Source organism: Sphingomonas sp. (assembly GCF_019635455.1).
Taxonomy (GTDB): Bacteria; Pseudomonadota; Alphaproteobacteria; order Sphingomonadales; family Sphingomonadaceae; genus Sphingomonas.
On the sequence record NZ_JAHBZJ010000014.1, the window covers coordinates 16,142 to 34,733 of the forward strand.

Annotated in this window: 16 protein-coding genes; 10 read left to right on the forward strand and 6 right to left on the reverse strand. The window is 68.4% G+C overall.

What is annotated here, in order from left to right; translation table 11 throughout:
• Positions 1 to 39: 39 nt before the first annotated feature.
• Positions 40 to 618, forward strand: coding sequence for an NAD(P)H-dependent oxidoreductase (locus KF783_RS14865; protein ID WP_294080778.1), 579 nt, complete (start codon positions 40 to 42; stop codon positions 616 to 618).
• A gap of 5 nt (positions 619 to 623) precedes the next feature.
• Here the strand turns inward: KF783_RS14865 and KF783_RS14870 are convergent, their stop codons facing one another.
• Complete coding sequence (locus KF783_RS14870; protein WP_294080712.1) at positions 624 to 794, reverse strand: hypothetical protein; 171 nt, start codon at positions 792 to 794, stop codon at positions 624 to 626.
• Complete coding sequence (gene mutS, locus KF783_RS14875; RefSeq protein WP_294080780.1) at positions 791 to 3,367, reverse strand: DNA mismatch repair protein MutS; 2,577 nt, start codon at positions 3,365 to 3,367, stop codon at positions 791 to 793. Before mutS ends, KF783_RS14870 begins: the two co-directional genes overlap by 4 nt.
• A 198-nt stretch (positions 3,368 to 3,565) precedes the next feature.
• Here mutS and KF783_RS14880 point away from each other — a divergent pair, with 198 nt between their 5' ends.
• Positions 3,566 to 5,824, forward strand: a complete 2,259-nt coding sequence (locus KF783_RS14880; RefSeq protein ID WP_294080714.1) for an NADP-dependent malic enzyme — start codon at positions 3,566 to 3,568, stop codon at positions 5,822 to 5,824.
• 65 nt (positions 5,825 to 5,889) lie between these two features.
• On the forward strand, positions 5,890 to 7,110 hold the full coding sequence (locus KF783_RS14885) for a hypothetical protein (RefSeq protein WP_294080716.1): 1,221 nt from the start codon (positions 5,890 to 5,892) through the stop codon (positions 7,108 to 7,110).
• A gap of 15 nt (positions 7,111 to 7,125) precedes the next feature.
• Here the strand turns inward: KF783_RS14885 and KF783_RS14890 are convergent, their stop codons facing one another.
• The 3 genes from KF783_RS14890 to KF783_RS14900 form a co-directional block, all read right to left on the reverse strand.
• Positions 7,126 to 7,914, reverse strand: a complete 789-nt coding sequence (locus KF783_RS14890) for an SDR family oxidoreductase (protein WP_294080718.1) — start codon at positions 7,912 to 7,914, stop codon at positions 7,126 to 7,128.
• 17 nt (positions 7,915 to 7,931) lie between these two features.
• Positions 7,932 to 9,077: an acyl-CoA dehydrogenase family protein gene (locus KF783_RS14895; RefSeq protein WP_294080720.1), complete on the reverse strand. Its 1,146-nt coding sequence runs from the start codon at positions 9,075 to 9,077 to the stop codon at positions 7,932 to 7,934.
• A gap of 123 nt (positions 9,078 to 9,200) precedes the next feature.
• The gene (locus KF783_RS14900) at positions 9,201 to 9,359 is read right to left on the reverse strand and encodes a hypothetical protein (protein ID WP_294080724.1); all 159 of its coding nucleotides are present in this window, start codon (positions 9,357 to 9,359) and stop codon (positions 9,201 to 9,203) included.
• Positions 9,360 to 9,544: 185 nt separating this feature from the next.
• On the opposite strand from KF783_RS14900, the gene KF783_RS14905 reads away from it, so the two are divergent.
• The 7 genes from KF783_RS14905 to proC all read left to right on the forward strand — a co-directional run bounded on the left by KF783_RS14905 (position 9,545) and on the right by proC (position 18,036).
• Positions 9,545 to 10,942 carry a helix-turn-helix transcriptional regulator gene (locus KF783_RS14905; protein WP_294080726.1) on the forward strand — a complete coding sequence of 466 codons (1,398 nt, stop codon included), beginning with the start codon at positions 9,545 to 9,547 and terminating at the stop codon, positions 10,940 to 10,942.
• A 111-nt stretch (positions 10,943 to 11,053) separates the two neighbouring features.
• The gene (locus tag KF783_RS14910) at positions 11,054 to 12,109 is read left to right on the forward strand and encodes an efflux RND transporter periplasmic adaptor subunit (protein WP_294080728.1); all 1,056 of its coding nucleotides are present in this window, start codon (positions 11,054 to 11,056) and stop codon (positions 12,107 to 12,109) included.
• A complete protein-coding gene (locus tag KF783_RS14915; RefSeq protein WP_294080730.1) occupies positions 12,109 to 15,210 on the forward strand; it encodes an efflux RND transporter permease subunit in 3,102 nt (1,033 codons plus the stop codon). Before KF783_RS14910 ends, KF783_RS14915 begins: the two co-directional genes overlap by 1 nt.
• Before the next feature lie 10 nt (positions 15,211 to 15,220).
• Entirely contained in the window at positions 15,221 to 15,772 is a 552-nt protein-coding gene (locus tag KF783_RS14920; protein WP_294080732.1) for a TspO/MBR family protein, read from the forward strand.
• A 49-nt stretch (positions 15,773 to 15,821) separates the two neighbouring features.
• Positions 15,822 to 16,121, forward strand: a complete 300-nt coding sequence (locus KF783_RS14925) for an accessory factor UbiK family protein (RefSeq protein ID WP_294080734.1) — start codon at positions 15,822 to 15,824, stop codon at positions 16,119 to 16,121.
• Positions 16,122 to 16,330: 209 nt separating this feature from the next.
• The gene (locus tag KF783_RS14930; protein ID WP_294080736.1) at positions 16,331 to 16,834 is read left to right on the forward strand and encodes a YbjN domain-containing protein; all 504 of its coding nucleotides are present in this window, start codon (positions 16,331 to 16,333) and stop codon (positions 16,832 to 16,834) included.
• 398 nt (positions 16,835 to 17,232) lie between these two features.
• Positions 17,233 to 18,036, forward strand: coding sequence for a pyrroline-5-carboxylate reductase (proC, locus tag KF783_RS14935; RefSeq protein ID WP_294080738.1), 804 nt, complete (start codon positions 17,233 to 17,235; stop codon positions 18,034 to 18,036).
• Between the two features lie 8 nt (positions 18,037 to 18,044).
• Here proC and KF783_RS14940 read toward each other — a convergent pair whose 3' ends face one another.
• Positions 18,045 to 18,527 (reverse strand): MarR family transcriptional regulator, encoded by a 483-nt coding sequence (locus KF783_RS14940; RefSeq protein WP_294080742.1) that lies wholly within the window; start codon positions 18,525 to 18,527, stop codon positions 18,045 to 18,047.
• Positions 18,528 to 18,592 lie beyond the last annotated feature (65 nt).

Genomic DNA, 18,592 nt, shown 5'->3' on the forward strand with positions numbered 1-18,592 from the left:
CCGCGCCAAGCCAGGGGAGCCGCCGCCACGTCGCACCGCATCCTCATATTCTATGGGTCCTATCGCCGCGACCGGGTCGGCATCCGCCTCGCCCGCTGGCTCACCGCGCAATTCGCCGCGCGCGGATGCGACGCCGAACTGGTCGATGCGCAGGAGGTCGGGCTGCCGATGCTCGACCGTCGCCATAGCGACTATCCCGAGGGCGAGGCGCCGGCGGCGATGGCGGCACTTGCCGATCGGATCGCGGCCGCAGACGGCTTCGTGTTCGTCGCGGGCGAATATAATTGGGGGATGCAGCCGGGCCTCAAGAACCTGACCGATCATTTTCTTGCCCAATGGTTCCGCCGGCCCGCCGCGATCGCCAGTTATTCGGGCGGGCGACTGGCGGGCGCGCGCAGCAATTCGATGTGGCATCCGACGCTGACCGAATTGGGGATGGTCGTCATCCCCGCCACGCTCACGGTCGGGCAGGTCGGCCAGGCGCTGGACGCCAGCGACGCGCCGCAGGGGGAGGGCGGGGCCGCGCTGGTTCGCGGTTTCCCGGGTTTCGCCGACGAACTGCTGTGGTGGGTCGAGGCGGTGAAGGCGCGGCGCGCCCACTCACCCGCGTCGGACTGATCCGGTCAGGCGAGCCACCGGCCGGCAGAGATCAGCACCGCGAACGCCGCGACGATCAGCAGGACGAGCCCTGCAAATCCCGCCATCACCTGCCACGCCCGCGCCCGGCCATAGCCTTCGCGCACGCACGCGAAGATCACCTGCAACAGGCCGACAAGTCCCGATTCGCGCATCATCCGTCCATCAACCCCTTGAGCCGGTACAGCGTATCGAGCGCGTCGCGCGGGCTCAATGCGTCGATGTCGAGTTCCGCCAGTTCGGCACGCAGCGCATCGACCGGTTCGGCTTCCGCTACGCTCGTCGCGGCGAACAGCGGCAGATCGTCCAGCCCCGCCGCGATCCCGCCGGTCCTCTCCCGTCCCGCCTCCAGCTTCGCCAGCACCGCCTTTGCCCGCGCGATCGTGACCGGCGGCAGGCCGGCGAGCCGCGCGACCGCCAGCCCATAGCTGCGATCGGCAGGCCCCTCCGCCACTTCGTGCAGCAGCACCAGATCGCCCTTCCACTCGCGCGCGCGTACATGGTGGAGCGACAGCGCCTCGCACCGCTCGGCCAGCCGCGTCAGCTCGTGATAATGGGTCGCGAACAGGCAGCGGCAGCGATTGTCCTCGTGAATCGCCTCGACCACCGCCCAGGCGATGGCGAGGCCGTCATAGGTGCTGGTGCCGCGCCCGACCTCGTCCAGGATGACGAAGCTGTGCGGCGTCGCCTGGGCCAGGATCGCGGCGGTTTCGACCATTTCGACCATGAAGGTCGATCGTCCGCGCGCCAGATTGTCGGACGCGCCCACCCGGCTGAACAGGCGATCGACCAGCCCCAGCCGCGCGCGCGTGGCCGGGACATAGGCGCCCGCCTGTGCCAGCACCGCGATCAGCGCATTCTGGCGCAGGAAGGTCGATTTGCCGCCCATGTTCGGCCCGGTGACCAGCCATAGGCGGCTGCGCTCCGACAGGTCGCAATCATTGGCGACGAACCGCTCGCCGCTCTTCGCCAGCGCCGCCTCGACCACCGGATGGCGCCCACCCTCGACCTCGAAACAGGCGTGATCGACCAACGCGGGCCGGCTCCACCCGCCCTCTGCCGCGCGTTCCGCCAGCGCGCCCGCGACGTCGAGCCGGGCGAGCGCGTCGGCGGTCGCCGCGATCGCCTCACGCCGGTCGAGCGCGGCGCCGGTCAGCTCCTCCAGATGCGCGGCCTCGGCGGCGAGCGCATGGGCGCCGGCCTGCGTCACCTTGACCGCGATATCGTGCAGTTCGGGCGCATTGAAGCGCACCACGCCCGCCAGCGTCTGGCGGTGGGTAAAGCCGCTGTCGGGCCGCATCAGCGCGTCGGCGTGTTTCGACGCGACCTCGATATGATAGCCGAGCACGCCATTATGCTTGATCTTCAGCGCCGCGATCCCGGTGCGTTCGCGATAATCGGCCTCCAGCGCGGCGATCGCGCGCCTCCCCCCCGCTCCGGCGTCGCGCAGGTCGTCGAGCGCGGCGTCATAGCCCTCGGCGATATAGCCGCCATTGGCCGCATCGACCGGCGGCGCCGGGACCAGCGCGCGCTGGAGCAGGTCGATCAGTGCGCCATGCCCGCGCAGTTCGGGGGCAAGCCCGGCGAGCAGCGCCGGCGGCTCCGTCAGCCTGCCCAGCTTTTCGCCCAGCCGCCACGCGCCGTCGAGTCCGTCGCGCAGCTGGCCCAGATCGCGCGGGCTGCCGCGCCCCGCCGCCAGCCGCCCGATCGCGCGGCCGATATCGGGCAGCGCCCGCAACGCCGCGCGGACATCCTCGCGCAGCCCCGGCTCGTCATGGAAACGCTGGACCAGGTCCAGCCGCGCCTCGATCGCGTCGCGGTCCATCAGCGGCGCGGCGATATCGGCGGCCAGCAGCCGCGCGCCGGCACCGGTGACGGTGCGATCGACCGCGTCGAGCAGGCTGCCCCGGCGGACGCCCGCCTGGCTCCGCGTCAGCTCCAGGCTTTCGCGTGTGGCCGCATCGATCGCCATGCACGCCTCGGCCCGGGTGACGCGCGGCGGGCGCAGAAACGGCAGCGCCCCCTTTGCCGTATGGTCCAGATAGGCGACCAGCCCGCCCGCCGCCGCCAGCGCCGCACGCCCGGGCGCGCCGAACCCGTCCAGCGTCGCGACCGCGAACAGTGCCTTCAGCCGCGTCTCCCCGCGGCCGCTGTCGAACTCGCCCTTCGGCCGCAGCACCGTGGCCAGTCCGGCCAGCGTCCCCGCCTCGGCGGACACCGTCTCGGCCGGCGCCAGCCGGGCGAGCGCGGCGCCGACCCCGTCCTGCGGGCATTCCAGGATCTCGAACCGCCCCGTCGAGATGTCCGCCGCGGCGATCGCGAACTCGCCCCCCGCCTCGCCGATCGCGGCGCACCAGTTCGCCGTACGGCTGTCGAGCAGCGCTTCCTCGGTCAGCGTGCCTGCGGTGACGACCCGGACGATGGCGCGCGCGACCAGGGCCTTCGATCCGCCGCGCTTCTTCGCCTCCTCCGGGGTTTCGATCTGGTCGGCGATGGCGACGCGATGGCCGGCCTTGATCAGCCGCGCCAGATATCCCTCCGCGGAATGCGCCGGCACGCCGCACATCGGGATCTTCTCCCCGCCATGCTCGCCGCGCGCGGTCAGCGCGATGTCCAGCACCGCGCTCGCCACCTTCGCGTCGTCGAAGAACAGTTCGAAAAAGTCACCCATGCGATAGAAGAGCAGACAGTCCTGCGACTCCGCCTTCAGCGTCAGATACTGTGCCATCATCGGGGTGGGGGCGGCGTCGGCCATGACGCGGGGTTAAAGGCAGGAGGCGGCGCGCGGCAACCCCGCACCCGCCCTGCGGGCATCCGGCGCTGCGGAAAGCTGTGGATGCATGCTGCGCTGCACGACAGGTCGCGCCTTGAAAGCGGCCCCCGCATCGGTCACAGGGCAGGTGCCACCCCCTCTCATGCGGAAGATGCGATGTCCGAAGAAGCCAATCTCCAGTTCTCCGAGCGCGAGGCGCTGCTGTTCCACTCGGAAGGACGGCCCGGCAAGATCGAGATCGTCGCGTCGAAACCGCTCACCACCCAGCGCGATCTGGCGCTCGCCTACTCGCCCGGCGTGGCCGTGCCGGTGCAGGCGATCGCCGACGATCCCGCGACGGCATACGACTATACCGCAAAGGGCAATCTGGTCGCGGTCATCTCGAACGGCACCGCGATCCTGGGGATGGGCAATCTGGGCGCGCTCGCCTCCAAGCCGGTGATGGAGGGCAAGGCGGTGCTCTTCAAGCGGTTCGCCGATGTCGATGCGATGGACATCGAACTGAATACCGAGGACGTCGATCGCATCATCGACGCGGTCGAACTGCTCGAACCCAGTTTCGGCGGCATCAACCTTGAGGATATCAAGGCGCCGGAATGCTTCATCATCGAACAGACGCTGCGCGAGCGGATGAACATTCCGGTCTTCCATGACGATCAGCACGGCACCGCGATCATCACCGCCGCCGGCCTGATCAACGCGTGCCGGCTGACCGGTCGCGAACTGAAGGACATCAGGGTGGTGGTGAACGGCGCCGGCGCGGCGGCGATCGCCTGCACCGAACTCATCAAGGCGATGGGCGTGCGCCACGACCATGTGCTGATGTGCGATCGCAAGGGCGTGATCACCCCCGACCGCGAGGGCGTCAACCAGTGGCAGTCGGCGCACGCCGTCGCCACCGATCGCACCTCGCTGACCGAGGCGCTGGTCGGCGCCGACGTGTTTCTGGGCCTGTCGGCCGCCGGTGCGCTCAAGCCGGAGATGGTGAAGGACATGGCGCCTGCGCCGATCATCTTTGCCATGGCCAATCCGGAACCGGAAATCCGCCCCGAACTGGCCAAGGGCGTGCGGCCCGATGCGATCGTCGCGACCGGCCGGTCGGACTATCCCAACCAGGTCAACAACGTACTCGGCTTTCCCTTCATCTTTCGCGGCGCGCTCGACGTGCGCGCCACCGCGGTCAACGAGGAGATGAAGATCGCCGCCGCGCAGGCGATCGCCGAACTGGCGCGCGAACAGGTGCCGGAGGAAGTGGCGCTGGCCTATGGCACACAGCACAGCTTCGGTCCCGAATATATCATCCCCGCGCCGTTCGATCCGCGGTTGATGGAGGTGGTGTCGGTCGCGGTCGCGCAGGCGGCGATGGATTCAGGGGTCGCGACCAAGCCGATCCTCGACCTCGCCGCCTATCGCCATGCGCTGCGCGCCCGGCTCAATCCGACGACATCGGTTCTCACCCTGGCCTATGAGGGCGCGCGCGCCCACCCCAAGCGGGTGATCTTTGCCGAGGGCGAGGAAGAGGTGGTGCTGCGCGCGGCGATCGCGTTCCGCGACGGCGGCTATGGCACCCCGGTGCTGGTCGGTCGCGACGATGTGTACGACCGGCTGCGCGCGCTGGGCGTCGCCGATCCGGAGAGTTTCGAGCTGCACAACAGCCGCGTCTCGCCGCTGGTCCCGGCGATGGTGGATTTCCTCTACGCCCGGCTTCAGCGGCGCGGCTATCTGCGTCGCGATTGCGAACGGATGGTCAATCAGGATCGCAACATCTTTGGCTCGCTCCTGCTTCAGCTGGGGGAGGGGGATGCGATGATCACCGGCGTCACCCGCACCTATGCGCAGACGATGCGCGAGATCCGCCGCGTGATCGACGTCGCCGAGGGGCAGACCGCGTTCGGCGTCCACATCCTTGTCGGCCAGAGCCATACCGTGTTCATTGCCGACACCACCGTCAACGAACGGCCGAGCGCGGAAGAGCTTGCCGACATCGCCGAACAGACCGCGCATGTCGCGCGGCGCATGGGCCATGAGCCGCGCGTCGCGTTCCTCAGCTATTCGACCTTCGGCAATCCCAAGGGTGCCTATCTGGAAAACATCCGCGATGCGGTGAAGGTGCTGGACGCGCGCGGGGTCGGCTTTGAATATGAGGGCGAAATGGCACCCGATGTGGCGCTCAATCCCCGCCAGCTCGCCAACTATCCCTTTGCCCGGCTGTCGGGTCCCGCCAATATCCTGATCATGCCGGGCCTCCAGTCGGCGCATATCTCGGCCAAGCTGCTGCGCGAACTGGGTGGTGACGCGATGATCGGGCCGATGCTGGTCGGCATGGAAAAGCCGGTGCAGGTCACCCCGATGACCAGCACCGCCGGCGATCTGGTCACGCTGGCGGTGCTCGCGGCGGGGGGCATCGCGCGGTAAGCGTCGCCGATTGTGCATTCGCTCTCCACCGGATAGCGTTCGCCCTTGGGTTGAGGGCTATATGCATGAATGTGCGCATGTTTTCGGTCGGTATCATTGCCGTGGCGGCCATCCTCGCGCCGCTTTCCCTGACCCCGGCCCGGGCGCAATCGACGCCGGGCAGCGCGTCGGCACTGGCCGGCGGCGGAACCCTTTCGGATAGCGAGGGACGGCAGGGCAGCTGGAGCGTCGATGCCGTTGCTGCCGGATCGGGGCTGACCGGAACGCTGGTCGTACAGCTGGCCGGCCGGACCATGCGGCTCGATCCGGGCCAGGCGCGCGCCTATCGCGAAAACGGCCGCTGTTATATTCGCGGCGAGCGGGGACGGGACCGGATCGAACTGGCGGGAAGCTGTGATGCGAAGCCGTTCTCTGGCGTGATGCGCGGCTTTCTGGATGGGGAGGGCGCCATTTCCGGGACGTTCACCGGATCGCTCGCGGCGGCAGGGGCGAGCCGCAGGCCGGATGCACCAGCACCCGCGCCCGCTCCGACGCCGGTTTCGCGCCCTGCACGGATCCCACCGCCCGCCGCCCAGCGACCCGTCAGCGTCAATCCGAATTCGGGTCCGTTCAGCGGCGCCGGCACGCTGGCCACCAGCGATGGCGAGTCGGGGGCCTGGCGCGTTCGCGGCGTCCTGTCGGCGGGGATGATCAAGGGGACGCTCGACGTGGACGTCGCCGGGCGGACGATGACCGTCGATCTCGATCAGGGCCACGCCTATTTCGAGAACGGTTTTTGCGTGCTGAAGGGGGTTGCCGGGCGCAATCGCTTCCAGCTTCGCGGGCGGTGCGATCGCGAACCCTATTCCGGCACGATCAACGGCTATTACGACAAGGTGGGTGAGGTGAACGGGTCCTTCACCGGCACGCTGAAATGGGGTGCGGCCGGGTCGCGGCCGCCGGCCGCCGGCGTGCTGCCGGCCGGCAAGCTGACCTGTAGCTATATGGAGCGTATGGGCGGCGTGGTCGCCGGCGATATCGGCACCCGCGAAATCCGCCCCAGCGCGCTCGGCACGCTGACGCTGTCACCGTCCGGCACCTATGTCGCACGAAACGGGTCGGGCCGGTTCGTCCGCGAGGGGCAGGCGATCCGCCTGACCAGCGGTCCGTGGGCCGGTGCGCTGGGGCGATTGATGCCCGACAACAGCGGCAGCCCGGCGGTCTATTTCGAGCGCGAGGACAATCGTCGCGCCGATGGCAGCTACATCGTCGATCCCTGGCGCACCTTCTGCACGACGTCGCGCTGAGGCGCCGCGCGTGCGTCAGGCGTCGATGCTCGTCCCCAGCGACGCGTTGACCAGCCCGCCATCCACCACCAGCGTGTCGCCGACGACATAGTCGCTCGCCCGGCTGGCGAGGAAGATCGCCGCGCCCGCCATATCCTCGGGCGTGCCGATGCGCCGCATCGGGATACGCTTGGCCACTGCATCGCCATGGTCGCGGGCGGCGCGGTTCATTTCGCTGGCAAAGGCGCCGGGGGCCAGGCTGGTGACGATGATCCCGTCATGGATCAGCCGCGCCGCCATCCGCTTGGTGAGGTAGATCAGCGCCGCCTTCGATGCATGATAGCTGTATGTTTCCCACGGGTTGAGCCGCAGCCCGTCGATCGAGGTGATGTTGATGACCTTTGACGGCGCATCGAAACTCGCCTCGGCCTTCAGCAGCGTGTGCAGCGCCTGGGTCAGGAAAAAGGGCGATTTGACGTTCAGGTCCATCACCTTGTCCCAGCCGCTCTCGGGAAATTCCTCGAACGCCACGCCCCATGCTGCGCCGGCATTGTTGACCAGGATGTCGAGGCGGGATTCGCGCTCGGCCAGCGCCGCCGCCAGCGCCTTGCACCCCTCGACCGTCGATACGTCCATCGGCAGCGCGATGCAGTTCGGGCCGAGTTCGGCGGCGGTCTCGTCGCACGCATCCGCCTTGCGCGACGAGATATAGACCTTTGCCCCCTGTGCGATGAACCCTTCGGCGATCATCCTGCCGATCCCCCGGCTGCCGCCGGTGACCAGCGCGATCTTGCCGTCCAGACGAAAGAATCCGCTCGTGTCCATGTCTCTCTCCCGTATCTTCAGCCGCCGCGCTTCAGTGTCTCGCGTGCGATGATGAGTTGCTGGATCTGGCTGGTGCCTTCGTAGATGCGAAACAGCCGGACGTCGCGATAGAGGCGTTCGATCCCGTAATCGGCGATATAGCCCGCGCCGCCGAAAATCTGGACCGCCCGGTCGGCGACGCGGCCGACCATTTCGCTCGCGAACAGCTTCGCCGCGGCGCTTTCCAGCACCACGTCCCGGCCGGCGTCCTTTGCCGCGGCCGTTTCCAGCACCAGCGCGCGGGCGGCGAGCGCCTCGGTCTTGCTGTCGGCGATCATCGCCTGGATCAGCTGATGCTCGGCGATGGGCTTGCCGAACTGTCGCCGTTCGGTGGCATAGGCGACACAGTCGGTGATCAGGCGTTCGGCGACCCCCACGCACACCGCGCTGATGTGAAGCCGCCCGCGATCGAGGACCCGCATCGCGATCTTGAACCCCTCGCCCTCCGCGCCCAGCCGGTTGGCGGCGGGAACGGGAACGTCGTCGAAGATGACGTCGGCGACCTTCGCGCCCTTTTGCCCCATCTTCTTCTCCGGCTCGCCGATGCTGACGCCGGGCAGGTCGCGCGGGACCAGGAATGCGCTGACCCCGCGCGCGCCGGGTTCGTCGCCGGTGCGCGCCATCACCGTGAACAGCTGTGCCTTGTCGGCATTGGTGATGAAGCGTTTCGTGCCGGACAGGCGATAGACGTCGCCATCCTTCACCGCGCGGGCTTTTACCGCGCCGCTGTCCGATCCGACATCGGGTTCGGTCAGCGCGAAGCTGGTGACGATATCGCCGCTGGCGATGCCGGGCAGCCAGCGGGTCTTTTGCTCCGGCGTTCCGGCCATCACCAGGCCCTGCGAGCCGATGCCGACATTGGTGCCAAAGGTGGATCGGAATGCGGGCGTCGTCCGCCCCAGCTCGATCGCCACGCGGCATTCTTCGGCCATGGTCAGGCCCAGCCCGCCATGTTCCTCCGCGATCGACAGGCCGAACAGGCCCAGCGCCTTCATCTCGTCGATCACATCGGCGGGGATCGCGTCGGCGGCCTCTACCTCCGCCTCCAGCGGGCGCAGTCGTTCCGCCACGAACCGGCGTACCGCTTCGATCAACGCGTCGAACGTATCTGCGTCAAGGCTCATGCGCGGCGATCCTGCTCCATACCCTATCTTCGAAAGCGGATAGCAGCAGGAAATGCCAGGGTCACGGAAAATCCGAACCGGCGACCCGCCATGGCTGGCTGGCGGGCCGCGTCCGGGCGGGTTTCAGCCCAGCCGTCCCAGGCGGTGGTACAGGTTGGCGAACTGCACCGATCGCGGCTCGTCGGCGATCTTGCGGGTGTAATCCGCGACCGCTTCCTTCAGCAGCGCGAAATCGGCGGTCGAAAAGATCGGGCGGGCGCGGGCCGGTTCGGGGGTATTCATGATCGATGCTCCTGCAACTGAAGTCGTGTGAACTTCATGACTAACATCGGGGCGCTTTGTCACGCCGACATGGCGTTTCGCGGGGTCCGGCTGTAGCGTCTCCGGAGGCGGGGGCGGAAATGTTGTAAAATATTGACTCGCGCTGACGGGGCTGCGAAGCCGCGTCGATCACGGCGGAGATGGACATGGCGGAGCGCAAATTGTTCGCGGGACATGCGGTGCGCCGCCTGCGACGCGGCCAGGGCCTGACCCAGGCGACGATGGCTGAAATGCTCGGCATCTCGCCCAGCTATCTGAACCTGGTCGAGCGCAACCAGCGCCCGGTCTCCGCGACCCTGTTGCTGGGCCTTGCCGAAACCTTCGATTTCGATCCGCGCGCGCTGTCGGCGGGGGAGCCGGGCGGCGGGGAAGAGGCGATGCGCCGTCGCCTCGCCGATCCGCTGTTCGCCGATATCGAGATCGATCGCACCGAACTGACCGAATGGCTCGCCGCCGCGCCGGGCGGGGCAGAGGCGTTCGCGCGTGCCTATGACCGGATCGGCGCGGGGGCCGTCGCGAGCACGGGGGAGGGGGAGGATCCCGGTGGCGCGGTGCGTCGCGAGATCGAGCGATGGCGCAATCATTTCGCCGATCTGGACGCGGCGGCCGAGGCGCTGGCCGACGAACTGCGTATCGCGTCGAGCGATCCGTTCGGCGCCATGGCCGATCGGCTGCGCGTCAAGCATCAACTGTCGATCCGTGTGCTGCCGATCGAGGTGCTGTCGGGCCTGCGCGTGCGGCTCGACCTGCATGCCCGCCAGTTGCAGCTGTCGGAAGCGCTCGATCCGCCGAGCCGCGTCTTCGCGCTCGCGCGGCAACTGGCGAGTGAGGCGCGCGCGGAGATCGACGCGCTGGTGCGCGGCGCGGGCTTTACCGATCGCACCGCCGAACGGCTCTATCGCCGGCATCTCAGCGGGTATTTCGCCGCGGCGGTGATGATGCCCTACGCCCGCTTCCTGCGCGCGTGTGAGGCGACCGGCTATGACCTCGAACTGCTGCGCCGCCGCTTCGGCGCCAGCGCCGAACAGGTCGCACATCGGCTGACCACGCTGCAACGTGTCGGCGCGCGGGGGTTGCCCTTCTTCATGCTGCGCATCGATCGCGCCGGACAGGTGTCGAAACGCTTCGCCGGGGCCAGCGGTTCGCCGATCGTCGAATCGATCGCGCCATGTCCGCTGCTCGATGCCTATGCCGCTTTTCAGCGGGCCGACGAGCGCGTCGTCCAGCTGGTCGAGCTGGAGGATGTCGCCGGCGCCGGCACGACGCGCTGGTTCACCTCATCGCGCTGCGTTGCGCCGCCCGGGGGGTGGGCGGGCGCGGTCAAGGCGCGGTTCGTGGTGATGCTCGGCCTTGCGGCGGACGCGGCCCGGGGGTTGGCCGCCGCGCGCGGTCTTGATTTTGCGGGTGAGGCGACGCCGGTCGGACTGGGCTGTCGCGCCTGCACCCGCGAATGCCCGCAACGCTCCGCTCCGCCGACCGGTCGCGCGCTGGTGGTGAACGAGCGTGAGGCGGGGGTTTCGCCCTTCGGCTTTGCGGGCGATTAGCGCGCATCGCGCACGACCGACGCTGCACCGCAACACTGCCTGACACACTTTTGCGACAAATTCGTGGAAAGGCTTGTCTTTCCTCCCCCGGTCTTCATAGCGCGTTGGTTCATGCGGTTTCTCATTCTTCTCGTCGCGTCCGCGACGGCACTCGCCGGCTGCAATGGCGGTGGTGCGGCGCAAAAGAAGGAACGGGACGCGCCACTGGTGACGCTCGCCCCGGTCCAGTCGGCCCGCTTCGTCGAGCGGATCGACGCGGTCGGCACCGCCCGCGCGAACGAACAGGTGACGCTGAGCGCGCCGGTGACCGAGCGGATCGTGCGCCTGAATTTCGATGACGGCGCGTTCGTGCGGCGCGGTCAGGTGATCGCGGTGCTGGCGCAGGGACAGGAAACCGCCCAGCTTGCCGAAGCGAAGGCCCGCGCGCAGGAGGCACGGCAGCAGCTCGACCGGCTGGAGGCGTTGAAGGAGCGCGGCTTCGCCACCCGCAGCGCGGTCGATGCGCAGCAGGCGCTGGCCAGCCAGGCCGGGGCGCAGGCGGCGGCGGCGCGCGCGTCGATCGGCGATCGCGTGGTGACCGCGCCGTTTGGCGGCTGGGTGTCGCTGCGGGATATTTCCGCGGGAGCGGTGGTCGGCGCCGGAACCGCGATCGCGACGATCAGCGACGTCAGCCGTATCAAGCTGGATTTCACCGTTCCCGAAACGCTGCTGGCGCAGGTTCGGCCGGGTCAGGCGATCGTCGCCACTGCCGCCGCCTATCCCGATCAGCCGTTTCGCGGCACCGTCGCCACGGTCGATCCGGTGCTCAATCCCGCCACCCGCGCCGCCACGGTCCGCGCGATCCTGCCCAATGGCGACCGCAAGCTGAAACCGGGCATGCTGCTCACCGTGGCAGTCGAATCGAGCGCGCGCACCGCGATGGCGGTTCCCGAACTGTCGGTCGCGGGCGACGGCGATGACAGCTTCGTGTTCGTCGTCGAGGGGGGCAAGGCAAAGCGGGTGCAGGTGCGCACCGGGCTTCACCAGAACGGCCTCATCGAAATCCTCGCCGGACTGAAACCGGGCCAGCGCGTGGTGACCGAGGGGATCGTGAAGATCGCCCCAGGCCAGGCGGTTCGCACCGCCGGCCCGGGCAACGCCACGCCCGCGCCGCGCCAGACGAGCTGATGCAGCTTTCCGACGTCTCGGTCCGCCGGCCGGTTCTCGCGGCGGTGATGGCGATCCTGTTGACGATCGTCGGGATCGTCGGGTTCATGAGCCTGTCGGTGCGCGAATATCCCGACACCGATCCGCCGGTGGTGTCGGTCCAGACGGCCTATACCGGCGCCGCCGCGAGCGTGATCGAGGCGCGCATTACCCAGCCGATCGAAGAAGCGCTGGCGGGAATCGAAGGGATTCAGACGATCACGTCGCGCTCCCGCGACGGCGTTTCGGACATTTCGATCGAATTCCGTCCCGGGCGCGATGTCGATGCCGCGGCCAACGATGTGCGCGATCGCGTCGGCAGCGTGGTCGAGGACCTGCCCGAGGACGTGATCGCGCCCGAAGTGCGCAAGGTGGATGCGGATGCGTCGCCGATCATGTTTCTCGTCATCTCGCGCCCGGGCTGGTCGCCGCTCCAGCTGTCCGATTATGTCGAGCGCAATCTGGTCGATCGGTTCAGCACCATCGACGGCGTGGCGCGCGTGTTCGTCGGTGGCGAGCAGAAACCGTCGATGCGCGTCTGGCTGGACGCCGCGAAGCTCGCCGCGTTCGCGCTCACCCCCGCCGATGTCGAAACCGCGCTGCGCAGCCAGAATGTCGAGCTGCCCGCCGGACGCATCGAATCGCGGCAACAGAATACCACGCTGCGCGTCGATCGCCCGTTCGCCAGCGCGGAGAGTTTCTCCCGCCTTGTCGTCGGACGTGGCCCGGACGGTTATCTGGTCCGGCTGGGCGACGTCGCCCGGGTCGAGCAGGGGGCCGAGAATCCGTACAGCATGTTCCGTATGAACGGGGCGCCGGCGGTCGGGCTGGGCATCGTACGCCAGTCGGGGGCAAACACGCTGGCGGTCGCCGACGGGGCAAAGCGCACCGTCGCCGCGCTGCAACCCGAATTGCCCGACGGCATGGTGATCGCGGTCGGATCCGACGATTCGCAGTTCATCGGGCGCGCGATCGAAAAGGTGTGGCATACGCTGGCCGAGGCGGCGGTGCTGGTGGTGCTCGTCATCTTCCTGTTCCTGGGGTCATGGCGCGCCACGCTGATCCCGGCCATCACGGTGCCGATCTGTCTGTTGGGCGCGTTCGCGGTGCTGTGGGGGGCCGGTTTCTCGATCAACCTGCTCACCCTGCTCGCGCTCGTGCTCGCGATCGGCCTGGTCGTCGATGACGCGATCGTGGTGCTGGAGAATGTCTATCACCGGATCGAGGAGGGGGAGACGCCGCTCGTCGCCGCGTTCCGTGGCACGCGCCAGGTCGGCTTCGCGGTCATTTCGACCACGCTGGTCGTGTGCGCGGTGTTCGTGCCGATCTGTTTCCTGGCGGGACAGACCGGGCTGCTGTTCCGCGAACTCGCGGTCGCGATGATTGGTGCGGTCGCCTTTTCGGGCTTCCTCGCGCTCAGCCTGACGCCGATGCTCTGCTCAAAGATGCTGCGCAGGGAATCGCGCGGACGCCTGACCGGATGGGTGGACGACCGGTTCAGGTCGCTCGAGACATTCTACGCGCGGCGCCTCGACCGTGCGATCGATCGGCCGTTGCTGCCGCTGATCGCCGTCGTCACGTTCCTGGGCGTCGCGGCGCTCGCCTTCGTCTCGCTTCAGTCGGAGCTGGTGCCGCCGGAGGATCAGGGCGCGGCGCAGGTTCAGATCAGCGCGCCGGAAGGGACCGGCTTTGCGCAGATGGACCGTTACATGGTGGCGGCGCAGGGCAAGCTGCTCCCGCTTCTCGACGAAGGCACCGTCCGCACGCTCATCACCCGCACGCCCGGCGGCTTTGGCGCGTCGGACGATTTCAACAGCGGCAATTTCGTCATCTTCCTCAAGCCGTGGGAGGAGCGGACCAAGACCACGCAGGACATCGCGCAGGAGGTCAATCGCATCCTGGCCGATCAACCGGCGATCCGCGGCAATGCCCAGGTGCGGTCCGCGCTCGGCCGCGGGCGCGGCCAGCCGATCAGCTTCGTCCTCGCCGGCACCACCTATGAGGGGCTGGCAAAGGCGCGCGACCGCATCCTTGCCGCCGCCGCCGACAATCCCGGCATCGTCAATCTCGATTCCGACTATAAGGAGACCAAGCCGCAGATGCGGGTGGAGGTCGATACCACTCGCGCCGGCGATCTTGGCGTATCGGTCAGCGCGGTCAGCCAGGCGCTGCAAACCCTGCTCGGCTCGCGCCGCGTGACCACCTATCTCGACCGGGGGGAGGAATATCGCGTGATCGTCCAGGCCGATGCCGGCGGGCGCGAGGCGCTGGCCAATCTCGCCGCGATCCAGGTTCGCGCCCGCGACGGCTCGCTGGTCCCGCTGTCCAATCTCGTCACCACCCGGCGGGTCGCCGGCCCGCGCGACCTTGGCCGGTTCAACAAGCTGCGCGCGATCACCCTGTCGGGCGGGATCGCGCCCGGCTATTCGCTGGGCGAGGCGCTCAAGTTCCTGGAGGCAGAGGCGGCGAAATCGCCCGAGGTCATCGCGGTGGGCTATCGCGGCGAGAGCCAGTCGTTCAAGGAAACCGGCGGCTCGATCCTGCTGGTCTTCGCCCTCACCATCGTGATCGTCTATCTGGTGCTCGCCGCCCAGTTCGAAAGTTTCGTCCATCCCGGCGTCATCATCATGACCGTCCCGCTGGCGGTGGCGGGCGGGATGATCGGCCTGTTCCTGTTCGGCAAGACGCTCAATCTCTACAGCCAGGTGGGGATCGTGATGCTGGTCGGCCTTGCGGCGAAGAACGGCATCCTGATCGTCGAGTTTGCCAACCAGCTGCGTGACGAGGGGCGCAGCATCGCCGACGCCACTCGCATCGCCGCCTCCCGCCGGTTGCGCGCGATCCTGATGACCTCGATCGCGACCGCCGCCGGCGCGGTCCCGCTGATGCTGGCCACCGGCGCCGGCGCGGGCGCGCGATCGGCGATCGGCGTGGTCATCGTCTTCGGCGTGCTGCTCGCCACGCTCATCACGTTGTTCCTGATCCCGATTCTCTATAGTAGGCTTGCGAAATGGACCGGCTCGCCCCAGGCGGTGAGCCGCGAGCTTGAGGCGGCGATGGGTGATCCACAGCCCGCCGAATAAAGGGACGGGCATGGAAATCGCGTCAAAGGGTCAGTTGCGGTTGGCGTTCCTGCGCTGGGCGGTGGTTACGGTGCCGTTCATCGTCCTGCTCGGCTTTACGTCGGCCCGCATCGCCCCGGGCGGCAGCGAGAATCTGTGGTACCAGATGCTGGTGAAGCCCGCCAACACCCCACCCGACTGGGTGTTCCCGGTGGCGTGGACGACCATCTATGTGCTGATGGGTCTGGCGCTGGCGATGATCATCAACGCGCGCGGGTCGAAGCTGCGCGGCCCCGCGCTTGCGATCTTTGCGGTCCAGATGACGGCGAACCTGCTGTGGAGCCCGCTTTTCTTTGGCATGCACCAGCTGTTCTGGGCGTTCGTGCTGCTGATCGTGATGTTCGTGCTGGCGCTGGTGACGACGATCGTCTTTGGACGGATCCGGATCGGCGCGGCGGTGCTGATGCTGCCCTATCTTGCCTGGCTGTGCTTTGCCGGCTCGCTGAATTACCAGATCGACCAGCTGAACCCGAATGCGGAAACCCTTGTGCCGGCACAATCGGCACCCCAGATGAACATCTGACTTTTTGGAAAGCGGTCCGGCCAGACCGGCTCGCGGTGACGAGGGACCCATGCAGAGCGAAAACCGCATTTTCGACGACTTCGTGAAGTTCGTGAACGGCGCCGCCGGCACGATGGCCGGCATGGCGCGCGAGGGCGAGGCAGCGGCGCGCGAGCGGTTCAAGGGGTTTGTCGGCGGCATGGATTTCGTCGCCCGCGACGAGTTTGAGGCGGTGAAAGCGATGGCCGCCGCCGCCCGCGACGAGAATGAGACGTTGAAGGCGCGCATCGACGCGCTCGAGGCGCGACTGGGCGCCGCGCCTGCCGCCGCGCCAAAGGCCGCAAAGCCGCGCAAGAAGCCGGGGGCGTAGGGCGAGGTCGGAGCCATCGGTTCCGGTTCGTTTCCGCGCATTGTGGATCGCCGTCGCGTGATCTGACGGGAATGTCCGGGTGTCGAAACCCCGTGGAATTCCGCGCTTTTCCACATCTATTTCCGCCTTGTTCACCATCGCCGCTTGTGCGGCGCGGCGTGGCAAGGCACCTAGGCGCCCAGGCAAGGACCGGGCGGAGGGACGACCGGATGCTCGACGAGAGCGAATATGAGCGCGACGACGCCGCGCCGATCGACATGCTGGAAAGCTATTACGCCGCGCATGGCTGGAGCCATGAGCGCGAGGACGACGAGATCGTCGCACGGGTCAAGGGCAGCTGGACCGAATATGAGCTGCGCGCGATCTGGCGGCAGGAGGACGGGGTGCTCCAGTTCCTCGCCTTCCCCGACGTGCGCGTCGCCGACGATCGGCGTGGCGACATCTATGAAGCCATCGGCCTGATCAACGAACAATTGTGGATCGGCCATTTCGAACTCTGGTCGTCCAGTGGCATCCTCCTCTTCCGCCACGCCGCGATGATCCCGGGCGATGACGGCGGATCGATGACGCTGGAGCAGGCCGAGCTGCTGATCGAAAGCGCGATCGACGAATGCGAGCGTTTCTACCCGGTGTTCCAGTTCGTCCTGTGGGGCGGCAAGACCCCGCGTGAGGCGATCGCCGCCGCGCTGATCGAAACCCAGGGCGAGGCCTAGCCAGGGCGCCGCGGCCGCCGGCGCCTGCACCGCATCGTTCACCGTCGCGCGAATGGCGGCGATCGGATCGGCGGTCGTGCGCAGGTCAGCGATGAAGCCGCATTCGTTGCGGACCGCAAGGCCGATGCCCGGCTGATCGCTTTTTGCGTGCCAGGATCGCGTAGCGCACCCCGTTCTTCGGTCGCCCCGTCACGATGACCCGCCGCGCGCGTATTGATCCAGCAAGAAACGGCTTTCCTGCATCGCGCGCGTCGGCATATTCCGTGCCACGATGCGTTCCCGTTCCTCCCCCGCTGGCCACCCGATCCGCGCGGCGCGCGCACTGGCCATCATGTCGGGTCAACCGGCCGGACCGGACGTTTGAAACCTTCGCGATGGGAAACAGGATGGAACCAGGCATGAACGCACCCCGCACCCTCTGGCTGATCGGCTGTGGCACCATGGCCGGCGCGATGCTGCGGCGATGGATCGCGGCGGGTGCGGTGCGGGGACAGGACGTGTTCGTCCTCAACCGCACCGATCGCGTCCTTCCGGACGGGGTGGCGCAGGGCCGCGCGCTGCCGCCGGGGCCGCTCCCCGATGCCGTGGTGCTGGGGGTCAAGCCGCAACAGATCGATGTCGTTGCGGGACAGGTCGCCGCGCGGATCGCGGGCGTGCCGCTGCTCGTGTCGATCCTCGCCGGGGTCGAGGAGCAGGCGATCGCACGCCGGTTCGACGCACAGGCCGTCGTCCGCGCGATGCCCAACCTGCCGGTCGAGATCGGCAAGGGGGTCGTCGCGCTCCAGTCCGACGGGGCCGATGCCGCCGCCCGTGCCGCGGCGAGCGAGTTGATGGCGCCGCTCGGTCTGGTCGAATGGGTCGATCCCGGGCTGTTCGACGCGGTGACCGCGCTGGCGGGATGCGGGCCGGGCTTCGTGTACCGGTTCGTGGACGCGCTCGCGGCGGGGGGCGCGGCGCTCGGGCTGCCGGCGGATCAGGCGCTGCGGCTCTCCCGTGCGACGGTGGAAGGGGCGGGTGCGCTCGCCGCCAGCCTGCCCGACACGCCGGCGCAACTCGCCGACAAGGTCGCCAGCCCGGGCGGATCGACGCGCGAAGGGCTCAACGTCCTCGATCGCGACGACGCGCTGCGGCGCCTGCTGGTCGACACGCTTGCGGCGTCGGCGCGGCGCAATGCCGAAATGGCGGCGGCCGCGCGCGAATGAATTGGGCGCTATTTCCCCAATGCGGAAACGCGCGCGCGTTCGGCGTCCGGGATCAGCCCTTCAAGCACCGCCCAGAATCCACCCACCGCGCCCTGGCCGGCGCTTGAATAGGCATCGGCGAGCTTGTCCCGCAGAGCTTCGAACAGCGTCGCTTCCAGCGCCCGGCCCTCGTCGGTCAGGCGCAGCAATCGCTGGCGCCGGTCCTGCGCGCCGGGGCGCGTCTCGATCAGGCCGCGCTCGGTCAGGTCGGCCAGCACCCGTCCCAGCGACTGTTTGGTGATTGCCAGCAGCGCGATCAGTTCGCCGACCTTCAGGTCCGGCTGGCGGGCGATGAAGTACAGCGCGCGATGGTGCGCCCGGCCCAGTCCCTGTGCCGCCAGCGTCTCGTCGATCGAGCGGGTCAGGTGGCTATACCCGAAATAGAGCAGCTCCACGCCGCGCCGGATCTCGGCTTCGCGAAGGAACAGGGGGGAGGCGGTTGGGACAGCCATGTTGACCTGTTTTGCCAGCGGGCCTAGGCGTGCGCAACCGGCATCATGCGGTCCGGTCCAATGCG

Bases quoted from the DNA above. Each gene is read 5' to 3' on its own strand.
- KF783_RS14870 (WP_294080712.1), bottom strand. From the start codon at position 794: ATGATGCGCGAATCGGGACTTGTCGGCCTGTTGCAGGTGATCTTCGCG.
- mutS (WP_294080780.1), bottom strand. From the start codon at position 3,367: ATGATGGCACAGTATCTGACGCTGAAGGCGGAGTCGCAGGACTGTCTG.
- KF783_RS14880 (WP_294080714.1), top strand. From the start codon at position 3,566: ATGTCCGAAGAAGCCAATCTCCAGTTCTCCGAGCGCGAGGCGCTGCTG.
- KF783_RS14885 (WP_294080716.1), top strand. From the start codon at position 5,890: ATGAATGTGCGCATGTTTTCGGTCGGTATCATTGCCGTGGCGGCCATC.
- KF783_RS14890 (WP_294080718.1), bottom strand. From the start codon at position 7,914: ATGGACACGAGCGGATTCTTTCGTCTGGACGGCAAGATCGCGCTGGTC.
- KF783_RS14895 (WP_294080720.1), bottom strand. From the start codon at position 9,077: ATGAGCCTTGACGCAGATACGTTCGACGCGTTGATCGAAGCGGTACGC.
- KF783_RS14900 (WP_294080724.1), bottom strand. From the start codon at position 9,359: ATGAATACCCCCGAACCGGCCCGCGCCCGCCCGATCTTTTCGACCGCC.
- KF783_RS14905 (WP_294080726.1), top strand. From the start codon at position 9,545: ATGGCGGAGCGCAAATTGTTCGCGGGACATGCGGTGCGCCGCCTGCGA.
- KF783_RS14910 (WP_294080728.1), top strand. From the start codon at position 11,054: ATGCGGTTTCTCATTCTTCTCGTCGCGTCCGCGACGGCACTCGCCGGC.
- KF783_RS14915 (WP_294080730.1), top strand. From the start codon at position 12,109: ATGCAGCTTTCCGACGTCTCGGTCCGCCGGCCGGTTCTCGCGGCGGTG.
- KF783_RS14920 (WP_294080732.1), top strand. From the start codon at position 15,221: ATGGAAATCGCGTCAAAGGGTCAGTTGCGGTTGGCGTTCCTGCGCTGG.
- KF783_RS14925 (WP_294080734.1), top strand. From the start codon at position 15,822: ATGCAGAGCGAAAACCGCATTTTCGACGACTTCGTGAAGTTCGTGAAC.
- KF783_RS14930 (WP_294080736.1), top strand. From the start codon at position 16,331: ATGCTCGACGAGAGCGAATATGAGCGCGACGACGCCGCGCCGATCGAC.
- proC (WP_294080738.1), top strand. From the start codon at position 17,233: ATGAACGCACCCCGCACCCTCTGGCTGATCGGCTGTGGCACCATGGCC.
- KF783_RS14940 (WP_294080742.1), bottom strand. From the start codon at position 18,527: ATGGCTGTCCCAACCGCCTCCCCCCTGTTCCTTCGCGAAGCCGAGATC.